Raw genomic sequence first — 16,643 nt, forward strand, 5'->3', positions numbered from 1 at the left:
ACGAGACCTCAGGCCTGGGCCACCGCCGCCGCCAGCCCCCGCAGCAGCCCCACCACCCCACCCGGCCCGTCCACCACGACATCCGCACGCTCGGCCAACTCCGCAACCTCCCCACTACCGCTGCAGACCAGCAACCCGTGCAACCCCTCCGAGCGAAGCTTCTCCACCGCGGCGAACGCGGGCAGATCCCCCAGGTCGTCCCCCGCGTACAGCACGCACGACGCACCGACCTCCCGCACGTACGCGGCCAGGGCCACCCCCTTGTCCATGCCGGGCGGACGCAACTCAAGGACGAGACGCCCCGGTTCGACGATCAGGCCGTGGCGCGCGGCGAGCCGGGCCAACGGGGCGCGCAGGGCCTCGAAGGCCGCCGCGGGGTCCTCCGCGCGGCGGGTGTGGACCGCGACCGCACGGCCCTTCTCCTCGATCCAGGTGCCGTGCCAGATGCCCAACGAGTCCAGGAATCCGGGTAGTTCGGCCCGCGCCGCGGCCACCCCGGGGTGCGGCTCGGGCGCGTGGACCGTGCCGGAGACCGCGTCCCAGCGCTCGGCGCCGTAGTGCCCGAGCACGACCAGGTGCTGCAGACCGGGCACGCCCGCGAATCCGCCGTAGCGGACCGCGACTCCCGCCGGGCGTCCGGTGACCACCGCGACGGACGCCACGCGCGGAGCGAGCGCGGCGAGTGCGGGGACGGCGTCGGGGTGTGCCCGGGCCTGCTCGGGGTCGGGGACGATCTCGGCGAGCGTGCCGTCGAAGTCGAGGGCGATCACGGCGTGCCCGGGCCGCGCGAGCAACGCGGCAAGCCCGTCCCGCCCCTCGGGCGTGGACGGCGTCGGCAGATCGAACGTGCGATACGGAAGGCTGCCCATGACCCGACCCTATCCAGGCGTCAGCCGGGCGGCCCATGGCGTATCACGTCATCTGCGCTCGACGACCGGTCGCGGCCCGCGCCTCGGGGTCGGGGCGGGGCCCTCGGGGCGGGATGGTGTTCCGCCTCCCGACCGAGCAGGCCCCCTCCCAGCCAAGGCAGCGCCCACGCCTACCGGCCGGGCGGGCCGCCTCCCGACCGAGGCAGGACCCCTCCCTGCCGGGACGGGGCTCCTCCCTGCCGGGGCGGGGCTCCTCCCTGCCGGGGCGGGGCCCCACACCTCGCTCCCGAGCGGTGCCACCGCCGCAGCCGGGCGATGTCAGTGCGCGCCGATAGCCTTGAGAGGGCTCGGCCCCCGGGAGGGCGGGGTCTGTTCAGCGCACGGAAGGCGGGGTCCATGGCCGATCAGGCTGAGACGCACGGGCTCAATGAGCGGGAGCGGGCCGTGTTGGCGCTTGCCGCGCGGAATTGGTCCTCGCCCGGGGCCAAGGAGCGCGCCGTGCGGGAGGAGTTGGGGATGTCGCCCACGCGGTATCACCAGCTGCTCAATGCCCTGCTCGACGACGAGCGGGCCCTGGCCCACGACCCGGTGACGATCAACCGCCTGCGCCGGATACGCGAAGAGCGCCGCGCCCGCAGGTGACCCTGGGCGCGGTGCTCTCCGCAGCAGGAGGCCTGCTCGGCGGGGGCGCGGAGCGCTCCGAAGCCGCTCCGCCAGCGCAAAGCAATCCGAAGCCGCTCCGCGCAGCGCAAGGCGTTCCGAACCCGCTCCGCGCAGCGCAAGGCGTTCCGAACCCGCTCCGCGCGGCGCAAAGCAATCCGAAGCCGCTCCGCGCGGCGCGGAGTTACTCCGCCGCCTCCGCCGCCCGTGCCTTGTTCTGGATGTCGGTCAGGACCGCGGCCGGCGAGCCGCCCGGCGCGACCGCCTTGCCGATCCGCTCCTTGATGTCCGCGCTGACCTGCGCCCAGGACGTGTTGCCGACGGGGTAGAGCTGCGAGGTGGGCAGCGCGTTGAGGAACGGTTCGAGCTGCTTGAACTTGGCGTCCTCGCTCATCGCGTCGACCGCCGAGTTGGTCACCGGCAGGATGTTGTAGCGCTCGGAGAAGTCGAGGACGTTCTCCTTGCTGTAGACGAAGTCGAGGAACGCACCGATCTGGTCGCGGTGGCCGTTCTGCTTGAACGCCATCATCCAGTCGGCCACACCCATCGTGGCCTTCGCCTTGCCGCTGCGGCCGGGCAGCGGCACCATCCCGAAGTCCACGCCCTTCTTCTTCGCCTGGGCGATCAGCGTCGGGTGCCCGTTGAGCATGCCGACCTCGCCGTTGGAGAAGGCGTTGAAGGCGTCCTGGCGGTTGAGCTTGCCGGGCGCGACCGGGCCCACCAGGCCCTTGTCGACCAGGTCGGTCTTCAGCCAGTCGAAGGTCTTGACGTTCAGCTCGGAGTCGAGGTTGTACGAGCCGATCTGGTCGGTGTAGCCGTCGCCGCCGGCGAGCAGCCACATCAGGCTTTCGGCCTGCGCCTCCTCCTTGCCGAGCGGCAGGGCGAACGGGTACTTGACACCGTTTTCCTTCAACTGCTCGGCATCGGCGGCCAGTTGCTCCCAGGTCGTCGGGGGCTTGGTGATGCCCGCCTCGGCGAAGAGGTCCTTGTTGTAGAACATCAGGCGCGTCGACGAGGCGAACGGCATGCCGTACTGGATCCGGTCGACCTCACCGGCCGAGGTGAGCGAGGACAGGAAGTCGCCCTGGGTCGGGATGGAGAGCAGTTCGTCCGCGGGGTAGAGCTTGTCCTGCGCCGCGAAGTCCGAGTACGCACCGATCTGCGCCATGTCCGGCGCTTCGCCCGCCTTGACCATCTTGGCCACTTCGGCATCGACGTCGTTCCAGGAGAGGACGGTCACCTCGACGTTGATGTCCGGGTGCTTGGCCTCGAACTTCTCGACCAGGTCCGCCCAGTAGTGCTCGGAGCTGTTCGCCGAGGAGTCGCCGTAATCGGCCGCCACGAGCTTGAGGGTCACCTCGCCGGAGCCGGTGCTGCCGCAGCCCGCCAGTGTCATCGTGAGGCCCAGCGCGGCACCCGCCGCGATCAGTACGTTTGTGCGCCGCTGCACAGCTGTTCCCACCCTCGTCGTGATCCAGTCAGTCCCCCGTGACGTCCTGTGTCCTTCACCAGGTCTACACCACTCAGATATCACTTCGGCAACGGAGGGTCACCGTTGTCGCATCCGTTGGCCAATGCCCGTACGGGAATCCGTCGCCCCGCGCACGCGAATCCACGGCCGCGCGTACGGGAATCCGTCGCCCCGCATGCGCGAATCCATGGCCCCGCGCACCGGAATCCATTGCTTCGCCCGCACCTCGGCTGCTAAGCACAACAGGCTGGACGATGCTCTCAACCGCTCATAGAGCACGGTAACGAGCAGGATCGAGCACCTTCCGAACACCCCGTGCACATCCCGGTCGAGGAGTCGCCCCTTATGTCACGTACCGCCGCAGAAATAGCCACCCAGCCGAGCTGCTGGCGCCGGGCCGCCGAAGCCGCCGCCGACTTCGACGGACTGCCCAGGCCCGGCGAGCGGGTCGCCGTCACGGGCTGCGGCACGTCGTGGTTCATGGCGCTCGCGTACGCCGCCCTGCGCGAGGCCGCCGGTCAGGGCGAGACGGACGCCTTCGCGTCCTCGGAGTTCCCGGTGGGCCGCCCGTACGACCGGATCGTGGCGATCACGCGCTCCGGCACGACGACCGAGGTGCTCGAACTCCTCGCGCAGGTAAGGGGAACGACCCCCACCACGGCGATCACCGGCGACCCGAAGACGCCCGTCATGGACGCGGCCGACGCGGTGGCCGTGCTCGACTTCGCCGACGAGGAGTCGGTGGTGCAGACCCGCTTCGCGACCACTGCCCTTGCCTTCCTGCGTGCGGGCCTCGGTGAGCTGGAGGGCGTGAAGTCCGTGGCCGATGCGGCCGTCGACGCCGAACTCGCCGTCACCGAACCCCTGCCCGACGCGGTGCTCTCCGCCGAGCAGTGGACGTTCCTCGGCCGCGGCTGGACGTACGGGCTCGCGCTCGAGGCCGGCCTCAAGATGCGCGAGGCGGCCGGCGCGTGGACCGAGGCGTACCCCGCGATGGAGTACCGCCACGGACCGATCTCGATCACCGGTCCCGGCCGGGTGGCGTGGATGTTCGGAGCGCTGCCCGAAGGGCTCGCGGGCGATGTGGCGCGGGTCGGCGGACACCTCGTCGCGCGCCAGGAGGCCGACCCCATGGCCGACTTGATCCGTGCGCAGCGCCTCGCGGTGGCGCTCGCCGAGTCCAAGGGCTACGACCCGGACCGGCCGCGCAACCTCACGCGAAGCGTGATCCTCGCCTGACACCGGCGGAGGCGGCCGGATTATTGGCGTGACGCGGGCCCGGGACGGCAGTCATCATGGCTGTCATGTCCGGGCCCTATGTCATCCGCGGTTCGGTCTCCCTGCCGGAGGCCGAGCTCCTTTGGCGCTTCTCGCGTTCGTCGGGGCCCGGTGGTCAGCATGTGAACACCTCGGACTCGGCGGCGGAGGTGCGCTTCGATCTGGCGAACACCACCGCGCTGCCGCCGGTGTGGAAGGAGCGGGCCCTCGAACGGCTCGCGTCGCGGCTGGTCGACGGCGTGGTCTCCGTACGGGCCTCCGAGCACCGGTCGCAGTGGCGCAACCGGGAGATGGCGGCGACCCGGCTGGCCGCGCTGCTCGCGGAGGCGACGGCTCCTCCTCCGCGGCCTCGGCGTCCTACGCGGATTCCGCGGGGGATCAACGAGCGGCGTCTGCGCCAGAAGAAGGCCCGCTCGGAGACCAAGCGGGGGCGGTCCGGGCGGGATTGGGGCTGAGGTCTCGTCGTCGGTGCGGGTCGGGTGTGCCTGCGGCGGGCTTTTCTCCCCGCCCCGCCCCTTCCCGCAACCTGGGCTCCGCCCCGGACCCCGCATCCGCACTTCGTGCGGATCTGCTCAAGCGCCGCAGGGGCTGGACAGTCACCCCAACTGTCGATAGCGGCCCCTGAAGTACATCAGCGGGCCGCCCTCCGCGCTCGGCAGTGAGGCCGACAGGACGCGGCCCACGACCAAGGTGTGGTCGCCTGCCTCCGTGCGGGATTCCGTTTCGCATTCCAGCGTCGCCAGCGCGCCGCCCACCAGGGGCGCACCGGACAACTCCCCTCGTACGTAAGGGATGTCCTCGAAAAGCAGCCGGTCGCTGATGCGGCCCTTCATCGCGAAGCGGCCCGCGATGTGGCGCTGCGACTCGGACAGGACCGAGACGCCCCAGCGCGGCTGATCCGCCAGGAGGTCGTCCATACGGGAGCCCTCGCGCAGCGAGACGAGCACCAGGGGCGGGTCGAGGGAGACGGACAGGAAGGCGGTGGCCGTCATGCCGACGTCCTCGCTGACCGGGCCGCCCTCACCGAGCGGCTCCTCCTGGGCCGTCACCAGGACGACCCCGGCGGCAAGGCGGGACATCGCGGCACGGAACTCGTCGTTGCTCACCCCCACAGGATGCATGGCCCCCGGGGGCGCTGCGGCAGGGGCGTTCGGGGCAGGAGTCTTCAATGCGTGCGACACGGATCGAACGTAGACCCGCCGTCCGCGCCGCCGCATCGGGCGCTGGGACCAGGCCGGGCCTAGGTCCCGGGTCCGAGGTTTGCGTTCAGGAAACGGATGCGGAACCCCCCGCGAACCCCTCCAACCCTTCATCACCTGCTGTGACTTGAGTCACAGGGTCCATATTTTGTTGACCCTGTGTACCGAGTGGGCAGCTCGCTGTGATTCAGTGGCTGAGGCAGGAGGACATGATGGGATCACCTGCCTGTCGAGGAACATCGGGAAGCCGAGGAAGCTGCTAATCCTGGAGTTGCTGTCGAGGTCTCGGGGAGAGCGAGCATGGAGACCGAGTCGGAGCCCTACGTCCGTCTTGCGACCCTGCGGCAGCTGCACCAGGTGGTCGCCGAGCTGAACACCGCGCGCAGCCTTGCCGACACCCTGCAGGCCGTCGCGGACGGCGTCGTGACCGGGCTCGGATATGAGCTCGGCTGCGTGAATCTCGTACGGCCCGACGGCGACCTGGTGGTCGCCGCTTTCGCGGGCAATCCCGCCGCCGAGGCCCTCATCACCGGACGCGTGGGATCGCGCGCCTCCTGGGAGCGCCGGCTCGCCATGGGCGAGGCCTGGGGCTCGCTGCGCTTCATCCCGCACACCGAGGGCTGGGTACTCGTCGAGGACGATGTGCCGCAGTGGCACACGGACGGCCCCGAGCCCCGCTTCGAGGACGAGTGGCACCCCAGCGACCGCCTCTATGCGCCGATGTACGCCACCGGATCCTCCAGCGGCGAGCTGATCGGCGTCCTGTCCGTGGACCGGCCGCGCAACGGCCGCAAGCCGGGCGCCTGGGGCCAGGAAGCGCTCCAGATGTACGCATTCCAGGCCGCGATTGCAATCAGTAATGCGCGACTTCGAGCAAACATGCAGCGGGCACTGGTCAGACTCGAACGCGAGCAGCAGGCGCTGCGGGCCAGCGAGGAGTCCTTCCGGCAGGCCTTCGAGTACGCGCCGAGCGGCATGGCCATCGCCGAGATGGGCGGTGACCAGCACGGCCGGATCCTGCGCACCAACGACGCGCTGTGCCGGCTGCTCGGCCGCCCCGCCGCCGCGATGCGCCGCTACTCCTTCTCCGACCTGGTCCACCCCGAGGACATCGGCACGCTCCTGCGGACCTCCGCCGAAGGCGGCCGGGCCGAGCTGCGCCTCGGGCGGCGCGACGGCACGTTCCTGTGGGTCTCGCTGCGCAACTCCGTCGTGGCCGATGCCACGGACGGCCCCCGGTTTCTGCTCACGCACGTCGAGGACATCGAGGAGCGCAAGCGACGCGAGCTGCATCTCGCGCACCGCGCCTCGCACGACGCCCTGACGGGTCTGCCCAACAGCGCCGAGCTGCGTTCGCGGCTCGGCTCCCGGCTGTGCGGGCGGCCGCAGTCCGTGCCGCAGAGCCCCATCGAGTCGCTCGACGCGGCCTACGGCGCACCGCCCGCCGCGTACGACGGCGGCATGGCCTATGACGCCAACGCCTCCCCCTACGACTCCCACGCCTCGCCGTCGTACGACTCCAACGGCCATGGCTTCGACTTCGGGCGTGCGGCCGCCGACTCCGCACTGACCGGCAGTGGCTATGGCGTCTACGACCACCACGTCCATGTGGTCGCTCCGCAGAGCGACCACGACGACGGGACCAAGGGGCTCGCGGTGCTGTTCTGCGATCTCGACGGGTTCAAGTCGATCAACGACCGGTTCGGGCACCACACGGGCGACGCCGTGCTCATCGAGGTGGCACGGCGGCTGACCAGCGGGGTGCGCGACGGGGACACGGTGGCGCGGCTCGGCGGTGACGAGTTCGTGGTGCTCGCCGACGGTCTGGGCCGCGCGGATGCCGCGGATCTGGCGGTACGGCTGCGCAACGCGATCATTCCGCCGATCCGGGTGGACGGCCGCGCGGTGCGGGTCGGGGCGAGCTTCGGCATCGGCTGGGCACATTGCGGGATGTCTGCGGACGAAGTGCTGCAGTCGGCGGACCAGAGGATGTACATCGAGAAAAGGTCACGTGCCAAACAGCACAGGCGAGCCGGGTAATCCCAGGTCAGCTGTGTTTCCTCGGCAACAGCCCCCGAGGGGGTCACTCGAACCGGGTACGCTCGGCCGGATACGTATCGCTGAGTTCCTGCCTGTACGCATCGCTGCGTAGGCCCGGCCTGCATCGTTACGTAGGCCCGTTCGATCGACCTGCCTGAGGAGTGACCTGGGGATGACCACGCCCGGCGACAACGGCGCGCGCACGCCCGAGGAAGAGGACCCGTTCGGCTATCTCTACGCCGACGGGCAGGCCGCCGGCGCCACCCCGCCGCCCGGCGGCGGTGGCTACGGCTACCCCGGCCGCACCTCCTCGTACCACCAGGTCCGCCCGGTCGGCGAGCGGCAGTACGGGCAGCAGGCCCAGGCTCCGCAGGGTTACGGGCAGCCCCAGGCCCAGCAGAGCTACGGCCAGGCGCACTACTCGGCGCCGGAGACCTACCAGCCCGCCGACGCCACCCGGGCGATCCCGTCGCAGGGCTCCTCGCACGGCGGCGGACGCGGGCGCGGCCCGAACTCCAAGGGCCTGATGATCGGCGCGGTCGCCGTGGTCGCGGCCGTGGTGGTCGGTATCGGCATAGCGATCCTCGGCGGGGACGACGGCGACAAGGACCCGCAGGCCGGGTCGGGCGGTGACACCGGGGCCACGACCGGCCAGAGTTCAAAGCCGTCCGCGTCCGCCGACGACAAGAAGGACGACGAGCCGCTCGAGCTGCCGAAGACCGATGCGAAGGTCCTCCAGCTCACCCCGCCGGCGGCGGTGGCCTCCGACGTCAAGGGCTCGAAGGCCGGGGCGTACGTGGCCGGGTTCAACCAGGTGGGTGCGGCGCTGACCTGGCAGATCGACAGCTTCGAGAAGGCCGGCTCGTACAGCCTGCGCGTGCGGTACGGCGTGCCCGGCGAGGACACGACCGGCACACTCACCGTCAACGGCGACCGGCAGACACGGCCGCTGATGATGAAGAACTACGGTGCCCCGGCCGGCGATTGGGAGAAGGGCTGGTTCACCACCTATGCGGTGGTCCAGCTCAAGAAGGGCACGAACGTCATCACGCTGTCGTGCGAGCAGAGCGACAAGTGCAACGCGAACATCGACCAGATGTGGCTGGTCGAGGGCACCAAGGGCTAGGGCCGATCCACACGGGCAGGCCCTGCCCCCTCGCTCACCCCTCCAGCTGGCGCAGGAAGTGTGCCACCGTCCCGGCCATCGCCTCGCGGGCCGGGACGAGGTATTTCCGGGGGTCGACGGCCGAGGGGTGGGCCTCCAGGAAGGCGCGGACGGCGCCGGTGAAGGCGGTGTTGAGGGCCGTGCCCACGTTGATCTTCAGCATGCCGGAGCGCACGGCCTCGCGGATCTCCGCGTCCGGTACGCCGCTTGAGCCGTGCAGGACGAGGGGGACAGGGACGGCCCGCTGCAGTGCGGCGATCAACTCGTGGTCGAGCGCGGCCGTGCGCTCGGTCATCGCGTGCGAGGAGCCGACGGCGACGGCGAGGGCGTCCACGCCGGTGGCCTCCACGTAGGCCCGCGCCTCGTCCGGGTCCGTCCGTACGCCGGGGGCGTGCGCGTCGAGCGGCGGCTCGCCCTCCTTGCCGCCGACCTTGCCGAGCTCGGCCTCGACCCAGATGCCGCGCTCGTGGCCCCAACGCACCGCTTCCGCCGTCGCTTTGACGTTCTCCGCGTACGTCATCTTCGAGGCGTCGAACATGACGGAGCTGAAGCCCTCGGCGTGGGCGCGCTTGAGAAGGTCCTCGCTGACGACGTGGTCGAGGTGCAGGGAGAGCCGGGCGCGGCTGGTGCCGGCAACCGCCTTTGCCGCGGCGGCTATGGCGGTGAGGCTCCCGCCGTGGAACTTCACGGCGTTCTCGGAGATCTGCAGGATGGCGTCGGCGCCGGCCTGCTCGGCGCCGGTGGCTATCGCTTCGGCGTGCTCCAGTGTGATGACGTTGAAGGCGGCGACGGCTCGGTTGTTCTGCCGTGCGGCGGCGATGAGTTCACCGGTGGTGGCGAGCGGCATGGGTCCCCCTGGTGTGTGCGGGTGCGGGTGCGGGTGCGTTGTCGGGTGCGGCTGAGTGGGTGGGCGCCTGCGGCGGGCTGATTCCCCCTACCCGCCCCTTCCCGAAACCGGGGCCCTGCCCCGGACCCCCGCATCCGAGCTCCGCTCGGATCTGCTCAATCGCCGCAGGGGCTGGAGGGGAATCACGCCGCATCAGCGCGCTCCACCACCTGCACCCCGGCCACGAACGACTCGTAGGCCGTCGCGTCGAACTCCCCCGCCGCCGGGGCGAGTACGGTCGCCGCCGACAGCGCGACCGCCGAGGCCAACCGACGGGGCCATGGCTCACCCGAGACGAGACCCGACAGCAGGGCCGCCACGGCCGAGTCACCCGCTCCCGTCGGGTTCCCCGAAACGCGCGCGGGAGGCTTGGCCTGCCACATGCCTTCGGGCGTCGCGGCCAGGAGGCCCGAGGGGCCGAGGGAGGCGACCACCGCGTGGGCGCCGCGGCGGCGGGCGGCCCGCGTGGCGGGCAACGGATCCCAGGAGCCCGTGAGTTCGGCCAGCTCGTCCGCGTTCGGCTTGACGATGTCGGGGCGCGCGGCGATCCCGCGGCGCAGCGGTTCCCCGCTGGTGTCGAGCAGGACGGGGACGCCCGCGCCGCGTGCTCCCCGTATGAGATGGGCGTACGAGCCGACCGGCACACCCGGCGGCAAGGAGCCGCACAGGGCCACCGCCGACGCGGACGTCAGGAGCTCCTCGTACGAGGAGAGGAAGGCGGACCACTCGGAGGGCGCGATCAGCGGTCCCGGCTCGTTGAGCTGCGTCGTGTCACCGGACGCGGCATCGACGACGGCGACCGTACGGCGGGTGGCGCCGGCGACCGGGAAGAGCGCGTCGCAAACGCCCGTGAGCCCCGCGCGCAGCGCCTCGCCCGTCGCGCCGCCCACGAAGCCCGTGACCGTGACGTCGTGGCCGAGGGCCGCGAGCACGCGGGCGACGTTGAGGCCCTTGCCGCCGGGGCGTTCGGTGACGGTGGCGACCCGGTGCGAGGAGTGCGGCACGAGACGGTCGACGCGGTACGTCAGGTCCAGGGCCGTGTTCAGCGTGACCGTGAGGATCACGGGTGCCACCCCCCGGAGTGCGTGATCGTGCGTGTTCGGGGTCCGCTCGCGACACCTTCTGTCACTCGCTTGCGTGAAACGAGCGGCGGACCCGGGCCTGATCATGCCAAAAAGGAGGCGGTCAGCCCAGAGGTCAGAGCCAACCGCCTCCTAGGAGAGCGGGATTCAACGAGGGGTCAAATCACCCCAGTTGGGGATCCACCACCCATTCGCCCCGGCGCATCACGCCGACGACCGAGTAGCCGCCGTCGAGCACCACGAGGTCCGCGTACTTGCCGGGCTCCAGCGAGCCGACCTCGTCGTACGCGCCGATCAGCTTGGCCGGGTTGGCCGAGATGGCCCGTACGACGTCCTCGATGGGGAGCCGGTCGATGGTCACCGCGCGCTTGAAGGCGCGGTCGAGGGTCAGCGTGGAGCCGGCGATCGAGCCCTCGGAGCCGTCCTCGGTGACCAGGCGCGCGACCGAGTCCTTCACCTCGACGGCGAGCGGGCCGAGCATGTACTCGCCGTCGCCGAAGCCCGCCGCGTCCATCGCGTCCGTGATGAAGGCGACGCGGGAGGCGCCCGCCCGGTGGAAGGCGAGCTCCAGGGCGGCGGGGTGCAGGTGGGTGCCGTCGTTGATGAGCTCGACCGTGACGCGCTCGTCCTCCAGGAGCGCGACGATCGGGCCGGGCAGGCGGTGGCCGATCGCGGGCATCGCGTTGTAGAGGTGGGTGGCCACGGTGGCGCCCGCCTCGATGGCCTCGACGGTCTGCTCGTACGTGGCGTCGGTGTGGCCGACCGCCGCGATCACGCCGTGCTCGGCGAGCAGCCGTACGGAGTCGATGCCGCCGGGCATCTCCGTGGCCAGCGTGAACATCCGGGCCTGGCCTCGGGCGGCGTCCATCAGCTTGCGCACGGCCGCCGGGTCGGGGTCGCGCAGGAGGGACTCGTCGTGGGCGCCCTTGCGGCAGGGCGAGATGAACGGGCCCTCGAAGTGGATGCCTGCGATCTCGCCCTGCTCGGCCAGCTCGGAGAGCATGCCGGCGCGCTGCGCGAGGAAGTCCATGTCACCGGTGACGGTCGAGGCCACGAGCGTGGTCGTGCCGTGCTCGCGGTGCGTCCGCACGCCCTTGAGCACCTCGTCCACCGTGCCGGACGTGAAGGAGGCTCCACCGCCGCCGTGGTTGTGGATGTCCACGAAACCGGGCACGACCCAGTGGCCGGACAGGTCGACGGCCGGGGCGTCCGGCTCCGCGGCGCCCGCGATCCGGCCCGCGTCGTCGACGATGACCCGGCCGTCGGTGACGGTTCCGGTGGGCAGCACCACCCGGGCGCCGGTGAGTACCTTGCGTACGGCCATCAGGTGGTTACCTCCGGGGTGGAGTCGTGGGGTGCGGACTCGGGTGCGGACTGAGGTGCGGACTGTGCGGGTACGCGGTCACCGGCTTCGAGCAGATCCCAGGCGAGGAGCCCCGCGCCCAGGCGGCCCGCGGTGTCCCCGAGGGCCGCGGGGACGATCGCCGGCAGCGACTGGAACGTGATCCGCTTCTCGACGGCCGCCCGCAGCGGTGTGAACAAGGTTTCCCCGGCTTCGGCGAGACCGCCACCGATGATCAGCGTGCGGGGGTCGAGGAGGGTGACGGCAGTGACCAGACCGTCGGCGAGTGCGTCGATCGCGTGCTGCCACACCTCGGCCGCGCGCGGATCACCCGATTCGACGGCCTTGGCGCAGTCGGCGGCGTCCGCTTCCGGGTCGCCGCTGGCCTCGGCCCAGGCCTGCGTCACGGCGGAGGCGCTGGCGTAGCGCTCGAGGCAGCCGCTCTGCCGGCAGCCGCAGGAGATGCCGCCGGGGCGTACGACGATGTGCCCGATCTCGCCCGCGCTGCCGTGCGCGCCCGGCTCGATCACGCCGTTGATGCCGATCGCGCCGGCGATCCCGGTGCCGAGCGGCAGGAAGAGGAACCGGTCGGCGCCCTTGCCGGCCCCGATCCGCCCCTCCGCGAGCCCTCCGGTGCGCACGTCGTGGCCGAGCGCCACGGGGATGCCGAGCCGCTCGTGCAGCAGATCCCTGAGCGGTACGTTCTCCCAGCCCAGGTTGGCGGCGAAGAGCGCGATACCGCGCTCGGTGTCGACGATCCCGGGGATCGCCACACCCGCGGCCTCGGCCCGCTGCCCGTATTTCTCTTCCCCGTACGCGCACAGCTCGGCCGCGAAGTCGAGGATGGACTCGATCACCGCGTCGGCGCCGCGTTCGCGCCCGGTGCGGCGGCGGGCCTCGTGCAGCAGTGCGCCGTCCGCCCCGACCAGGGCGGCCTTCATTCCGGTGCCGCCCACGTCGAGGGCGATGACATGTCTCACGGGGACAGTGTGGCGCGTCTCCCCAAGAAAGGTCTAGTCCACTTACGTCCGCGCTCGCACGCGTGTCCCGTACGGATGTCCCGTACGGGCGCTTCGTACGGGAGTGCGACCGAAAGCGGACGGCCGGGCTGGAACCATGCCCGGGACGGATGCGTTGGAGGGGGTGAGGGTAGCTTCGGGGACGACTCGCAGCACCCGCATACACATTTAGGGGAAAGGGACCTCCATGGCTGTAAGCCTGTCCAAGGGCGGCAATGTCTCGCTGACCAAGGAGGCACCGGGTCTGACCGCTGTCACCGTGGGCCTCGGCTGGGACGTCCGCACCACCACCGGCACGGACTTCGACCTCGACGCCTCGGCGATCGCGGTCAAGGCTGACGGCAAGGTCTTCTCGGACGGCCACTTCGTCTTCTTCAACAACAAGGCGACGGCCGACCAGACCATCGTCCACACCGGTGACAACCGCACCGGCGAGGGCGCCGGCGACGACGAGGCGATCAACGTCAACCTCGCCGGTCTGCCGGCCGAGATCGACAAGATCGTCTTCCCGGTCTCGATCTACGACGCGGAGTCCCGCTCGCAGAACTTCGGCCAGGTGCGCAACGCGTACATCCGCATCATCAACCAGGCGGGCGGCACCGAGATCGCGCGCTACGACCTCTCCGAGGACGCGGCCACCGAGACCGCGATGGTCTTCGGCGAGCTGTACCGCAATGGTGCGGAGTGGAAGTTCCGCGCCGTGGGCCAGGGCTACGCCTCGGGCCTCGCGGGCATCGCGCAGGACTTCGGGGTCAACCTCTGAGGCCTGCTCAGGTCCTGACCTGATCGCCCGGTCCGCTGTTGCGGGCCGGGCGGTTCGCTTTCGTGGACCGGTGGCAGCGGGTCAGTAGGCCAGGTCTTCCCAGCTGATGCTCATGGCGAAAGGTTCGGGGAAGTCGATGGACGGACCGGTCGGCTCCCATTCACCGACGGGCATGTACACGACGGGACGGAGCGGCTGGACCGTATGCCCGGACTGGTCGACGGTGTACAGGTCGTACGCCTTCACCGACGCCACATCCCAGGTCCCGCCGATGTCCAGCCTGATCTCCCAGTACCAGGGGATTCCAGCCTCGGCATACCGCTCCATCTTCCACTCCCGGCGAGTGTCAGTGTCCGAGTTGGAGAGCACCTCGCCCACCAGCACGGTGTCGTCGGTGAAGGTGTCGGCCTCTCGGGGCAGGCAGCGGCGGACGAAGAAGTCGGGGGTGAGGAAGCTGGACTTGTCGGCCTTGAAGAAGATGTTGGTCTCTACCTCGACCTCCCAGCATTGCCGCCGCTCACCGTCAGTGCCCGCCCGCATCGCGCGTCGCGCGTTGACTTCGAGGGCGTTGCACACACGCCTGGCCGCTCGCTGGTGCCCCATCAGAGGACGCCTGTTCCACACGACCCTGCCCTCCCACAACTCGACGTCCTTCGCGACGTCGCCAGGAAGCTGATCCAGTTCCTCCCAGGTCATGGTCTCGGGCAGGTCCTTCCCGAAAGCTTCGGGTCCGCTCGATGACATGTGGCCTCCACGGTTCGTGCTGCGCCAAGTTCAAGGTAGCCGAGGGGCCGAGGTCCATCGGGGTATCGGGCGAGCTGTCACTCCGTAGGCTGGCCGCATGATCCTCGACCAGCTCACGCCCGTGGACGGCGCGCTCCCCGGCGCCCTGCTCACCGAGATCACCGAGCTCTACGTCGCCAACCGGCACTTCTTCGCTCTCAGCGGCGACTTCCCCGATCCGGACGACATCCGCATCGACCAGGTCGCCGTCGAGCTCGCGCGGGAGCTCAAGCACCCGGACACCGAGGTACTGCTTGCCCGCAGCGAAGGGCGGCTCGTCGGGATCGCGATCACGCTCGCGCACCACCCCGACCCGGCCGACCCCGACCCGTGGATCGGGCTGCTCATGGTCGCGCCCCAACGGCAGGGATACGGGCGTCAGTTGGCGCAGCTCGTCGAAGAGCGGTTCCGTGCGGCGGGCCGGCCGGCCGTGAAGCTGGCCGTGCTGCAGAACAACCCCCGGGCGATGGCCTTCTGGTCCGCGCTCGGCTATCTCGTCATCGGCCACCGCGAGGACCGCGAGCGCAACCGGCCGTGCGCGGTGCTGCGCAAGGAGCTGTAAGCCCTGGAGTTCAGGGTGACTTGGGCTTCCCGTCGCCGTACAGCCAAGGCCCCCACACCGCGTCCAGGTTCTTGCCGGCCGCCTTCTCCGCGTATGCCGTGAAGTCGTCCGTATCCGCGTTGCCGTGGCGGTGGTCGGCGGCCCAGTCCTTCATCAGCGAGAAGAAGGGCTCGTCGCCCATCGCCTCGCGGACCTTGTGCAGGACCATCGCGCCGCGCTCGTACACCGGGGTGTCCGAGATGACGGAGGCGTCCGTCGGCTCGGCCGGCGGGAAGGCCCAGAGCTCGGGGTCGTCGCTCTCGTAGAGCGCGTCGAAGGTCTCCTGGGCGGTGTCGCCGTCGTGGTCCTCCGCCCAGAGCCACTCCGCGTACGTGGCGAAGCCCTCGTTCAGCCACATGTCCTGCCAGGTCTTCGGCGTCACGGAGTTGCCGTACCACTGGTGGGCGAGCTCGTGGACCAGGGTCTCCAGGTCGGGGGCGCCGGGGAAGACTGGCTTGGTCTGGGTCTCCAGGGCATAGCCCGCGGCGCCCTCGCGGTCGATGATCGCGCCCGTGGAGGAGAAGGGGTAGGGGCCGAAGCGGCCTTCGGACCACTTCATGATCTCGGGGATGCGCGCGAGGACCTCCGCGCTCTCCTCGGCCTCGGCGGGGGCGACGGCCGTGAACACGGGCAGGCCGTCGTCCGTCGTCGAGGTCTTCGTCTCGTACGGGCCGATCGCGACGGTCGCGACATAGCTCGCCATCGGTTCGGCGGAGTGCCAGGCGAAGGTCGTACGGCCGGATCCGGCGGGCTTCTCGGACCTCAACTCGCCGTTGGAGACGGCCTCGAGACCGTCGGGGACGGTGATCGCGATGTCGTACGCGGCCTTGTCGCTGGGGTGGTGGTTGCCGGGGAACCAGGCCTTGGACCCGGCGGGCTCACCGAGCGCGAGCGCACCGTCGTCCGTGTACAGCCAGCCCTCTTCGGAGCCGTCGTCGTCGGTGATGGTCTCGGGCTCGCCGGAGTAGACGACGCGGGTGGTGAACGTACTGCCCTTGGGGATTTCGTCGTCGGGGCGGACGGTGAGCTCGTCGGCGGCGCGGTTGAAGCGGGCCGGCTTGTCGTCGACCGTGACGGACTCGACGTCGAGGCCGTGCAGGTCGAGGTTGAAGGCGCTGAGGCTCTTGCCGGCCTTCGCCGTGATCACGGCTTCGCCGCTCAGCTCGCTCTCGTCCGGGTCGTACGCCAGGTCGATCGCGTAGTGCGTGGCGTCGTAGCCGCCGTTGCCGAGCAGCCGGAAGTACGGGTCGCGCAGACCGGGTGTGCCCGGGGTGCCCTGCACTCCGGAGCCGGCACAGGACACGAGCAGCAGTCCGGAGACGACGGCGCCCACGGCCTGGCGGGCCGTGGGGGCGAAGGGAACAGCCGGGTGGTGGGGCACGCGGCGATCATATGAGGGTTATGCGCGGTTTTGGGCGCCGGGTGGCATCGAGGTGGTCCCAGGGTGGGTGAGGAGTGCCGCCGTTGCGGAGCGGCACTCCTCAA

General features: G+C 70.7%; 16 protein-coding genes. 7 read left to right on the forward strand and 9 right to left on the reverse strand.

Going from position 1 to position 16,643, the window contains the following annotated elements:
• Nucleotides 1-8: 8 nt before the first annotated feature.
• Nucleotides 9-869, reverse strand: a complete 861-nt coding sequence (gene otsB / locus H9Y04_RS28810) for a trehalose-phosphatase (RefSeq protein ID WP_187816977.1) — start codon at nucleotides 867-869, stop codon at nucleotides 9-11.
• Between the two features lie 396 nt (nucleotides 870-1,265).
• On the opposite strand from otsB, the gene H9Y04_RS28815 reads away from it, so the two are divergent.
• Nucleotides 1,266-1,511 carry a DUF3263 domain-containing protein gene (locus H9Y04_RS28815; protein ID WP_187816978.1) on the forward strand — a complete coding sequence of 82 codons (246 nt, stop codon included), beginning with the start codon at nucleotides 1,266-1,268 and terminating at the stop codon, nucleotides 1,509-1,511.
• A 202-nt stretch (nucleotides 1,512-1,713) separates the two neighbouring features.
• Here H9Y04_RS28815 and H9Y04_RS28820 read toward each other — a convergent pair whose 3' ends face one another.
• A complete protein-coding gene (locus H9Y04_RS28820; protein WP_438818158.1) occupies nucleotides 1,714-2,979 on the reverse strand; it encodes an extracellular solute-binding protein in 1,266 nt (421 codons plus the stop codon).
• Between the two features lie 366 nt (nucleotides 2,980-3,345).
• Between H9Y04_RS28820 and H9Y04_RS28825 the strand changes: the two genes are divergently transcribed.
• A complete protein-coding gene (locus tag H9Y04_RS28825) occupies nucleotides 3,346-4,239 on the forward strand; it encodes an SIS domain-containing protein (RefSeq protein WP_187816979.1) in 894 nt (297 codons plus the stop codon).
• Between the two features lie 65 nt (nucleotides 4,240-4,304).
• Nucleotides 4,305-4,733 (forward strand): alternative ribosome rescue aminoacyl-tRNA hydrolase ArfB, encoded by a 429-nt coding sequence (gene arfB, locus H9Y04_RS28830; protein WP_187816980.1) that lies wholly within the window; start codon nucleotides 4,305-4,307, stop codon nucleotides 4,731-4,733.
• Between the two features lie 141 nt (nucleotides 4,734-4,874).
• On the opposite strand, the gene H9Y04_RS28835 is transcribed toward arfB, so the two are convergent.
• Nucleotides 4,875-5,399, reverse strand: coding sequence for a flavin reductase family protein (locus tag H9Y04_RS28835; RefSeq protein WP_187817098.1), 525 nt, complete (start codon nucleotides 5,397-5,399; stop codon nucleotides 4,875-4,877).
• Nucleotides 5,400-5,777: 378 nt separating this feature from the next.
• On the opposite strand from H9Y04_RS28835, the gene cdgB reads away from it, so the two are divergent.
• Both cdgB and H9Y04_RS28845 read left to right on the forward strand, forming a co-directional pair.
• Nucleotides 5,778-7,517 carry a diguanylate cyclase CdgB gene (cdgB, locus tag H9Y04_RS28840; protein ID WP_187816981.1) on the forward strand — a complete coding sequence of 580 codons (1,740 nt, stop codon included), beginning with the start codon at nucleotides 5,778-5,780 and terminating at the stop codon, nucleotides 7,515-7,517.
• A gap of 172 nt (nucleotides 7,518-7,689) precedes the next feature.
• On the forward strand, nucleotides 7,690-8,643 hold the full coding sequence (locus tag H9Y04_RS28845) for a carbohydrate-binding protein (protein WP_187816982.1): 954 nt from the start codon (nucleotides 7,690-7,692) through the stop codon (nucleotides 8,641-8,643).
• Nucleotides 8,644-8,677: 34 nt separating this feature from the next.
• Here the strand turns inward: H9Y04_RS28845 and H9Y04_RS28850 are convergent, their stop codons facing one another.
• The 4 genes from H9Y04_RS28850 to H9Y04_RS28865 form a co-directional block, all read right to left on the reverse strand.
• Nucleotides 8,678-9,529, reverse strand: coding sequence for a class II fructose-bisphosphate aldolase (locus H9Y04_RS28850; protein ID WP_187816983.1), 852 nt, complete (start codon nucleotides 9,527-9,529; stop codon nucleotides 8,678-8,680).
• Between the two features lie 182 nt (nucleotides 9,530-9,711).
• A complete protein-coding gene (locus tag H9Y04_RS28855; RefSeq protein ID WP_187816984.1) occupies nucleotides 9,712-10,632 on the reverse strand; it encodes a 1-phosphofructokinase family hexose kinase in 921 nt (306 codons plus the stop codon).
• A gap of 181 nt (nucleotides 10,633-10,813) precedes the next feature.
• Nucleotides 10,814-11,974, reverse strand: coding sequence for an N-acetylglucosamine-6-phosphate deacetylase (gene nagA, locus H9Y04_RS28860; protein WP_187816985.1), 1,161 nt, complete (start codon nucleotides 11,972-11,974; stop codon nucleotides 10,814-10,816).
• Nucleotides 11,974-12,972: an ROK family protein gene (locus H9Y04_RS28865; RefSeq protein ID WP_187816986.1), complete on the reverse strand. Its 999-nt coding sequence runs from the start codon at nucleotides 12,970-12,972 to the stop codon at nucleotides 11,974-11,976. Before H9Y04_RS28865 ends, nagA begins: the two co-directional genes overlap by 1 nt.
• Nucleotides 12,973-13,198: 226 nt before the next feature.
• On the opposite strand from H9Y04_RS28865, the gene H9Y04_RS28870 reads away from it, so the two are divergent.
• Nucleotides 13,199-13,774: a TerD family protein gene (locus tag H9Y04_RS28870; protein ID WP_187816987.1), complete on the forward strand. Its 576-nt coding sequence runs from the start codon at nucleotides 13,199-13,201 to the stop codon at nucleotides 13,772-13,774.
• Nucleotides 13,775-13,855: 81 nt separating this feature from the next.
• Here H9Y04_RS28870 and H9Y04_RS28875 read toward each other — a convergent pair whose 3' ends face one another.
• On the reverse strand, nucleotides 13,856-14,518 hold the full coding sequence (locus H9Y04_RS28875) for a Uma2 family endonuclease (protein ID WP_187816988.1): 663 nt from the start codon (nucleotides 14,516-14,518) through the stop codon (nucleotides 13,856-13,858).
• Nucleotides 14,519-14,615: 97 nt separating this feature from the next.
• On the opposite strand from H9Y04_RS28875, the gene H9Y04_RS28880 reads away from it, so the two are divergent.
• Entirely contained in the window at nucleotides 14,616-15,119 is a 504-nt protein-coding gene (locus H9Y04_RS28880; protein ID WP_187816989.1) for a GNAT family N-acetyltransferase, read from the forward strand.
• Nucleotides 15,120-15,129: 10 nt separating this feature from the next.
• Here the strand turns inward: H9Y04_RS28880 and H9Y04_RS28885 are convergent, their stop codons facing one another.
• Entirely contained in the window at nucleotides 15,130-16,539 is a 1,410-nt protein-coding gene (locus H9Y04_RS28885; RefSeq protein ID WP_438818159.1) for a M1 family metallopeptidase, read from the reverse strand.
• Between the last annotated feature and the right edge of the window lie 104 nt (nucleotides 16,540-16,643).

This window comes from Streptomyces polyasparticus (assembly GCF_014493765.1).
GTDB classification, from domain to species: domain Bacteria; phylum Actinomycetota; class Actinomycetes; order Streptomycetales; family Streptomycetaceae; genus Streptomyces; species Streptomyces polyasparticus.

Bases quoted from the DNA above. Each gene is read 5' to 3' on its own strand.
- otsB (WP_187816977.1), bottom strand. From the start codon at position 869: ATGGGCAGCCTTCCGTATCGCACGTTCGATCTGCCGACGCCGTCCACG.
- H9Y04_RS28815 (WP_187816978.1), top strand. From the start codon at position 1,266: ATGGCCGATCAGGCTGAGACGCACGGGCTCAATGAGCGGGAGCGGGCC.
- H9Y04_RS28825 (WP_187816979.1), top strand. From the start codon at position 3,346: ATGTCACGTACCGCCGCAGAAATAGCCACCCAGCCGAGCTGCTGGCGC.
- arfB (WP_187816980.1), top strand. From the start codon at position 4,305: ATGTCCGGGCCCTATGTCATCCGCGGTTCGGTCTCCCTGCCGGAGGCC.
- H9Y04_RS28835 (WP_187817098.1), bottom strand. From the start codon at position 5,399: ATGCATCCTGTGGGGGTGAGCAACGACGAGTTCCGTGCCGCGATGTCC.
- cdgB (WP_187816981.1), top strand. From the start codon at position 5,778: ATGGAGACCGAGTCGGAGCCCTACGTCCGTCTTGCGACCCTGCGGCAG.
- H9Y04_RS28845 (WP_187816982.1), top strand. From the start codon at position 7,690: ATGACCACGCCCGGCGACAACGGCGCGCGCACGCCCGAGGAAGAGGAC.
- H9Y04_RS28850 (WP_187816983.1), bottom strand. From the start codon at position 9,529: ATGCCGCTCGCCACCACCGGTGAACTCATCGCCGCCGCACGGCAGAAC.
- nagA (WP_187816985.1), bottom strand. From the start codon at position 11,974: ATGGCCGTACGCAAGGTACTCACCGGCGCCCGGGTGGTGCTGCCCACC.
- H9Y04_RS28870 (WP_187816987.1), top strand. From the start codon at position 13,199: ATGGCTGTAAGCCTGTCCAAGGGCGGCAATGTCTCGCTGACCAAGGAG.
- H9Y04_RS28875 (WP_187816988.1), bottom strand. From the start codon at position 14,518: ATGTCATCGAGCGGACCCGAAGCTTTCGGGAAGGACCTGCCCGAGACC.
- H9Y04_RS28880 (WP_187816989.1), top strand. From the start codon at position 14,616: ATGATCCTCGACCAGCTCACGCCCGTGGACGGCGCGCTCCCCGGCGCC.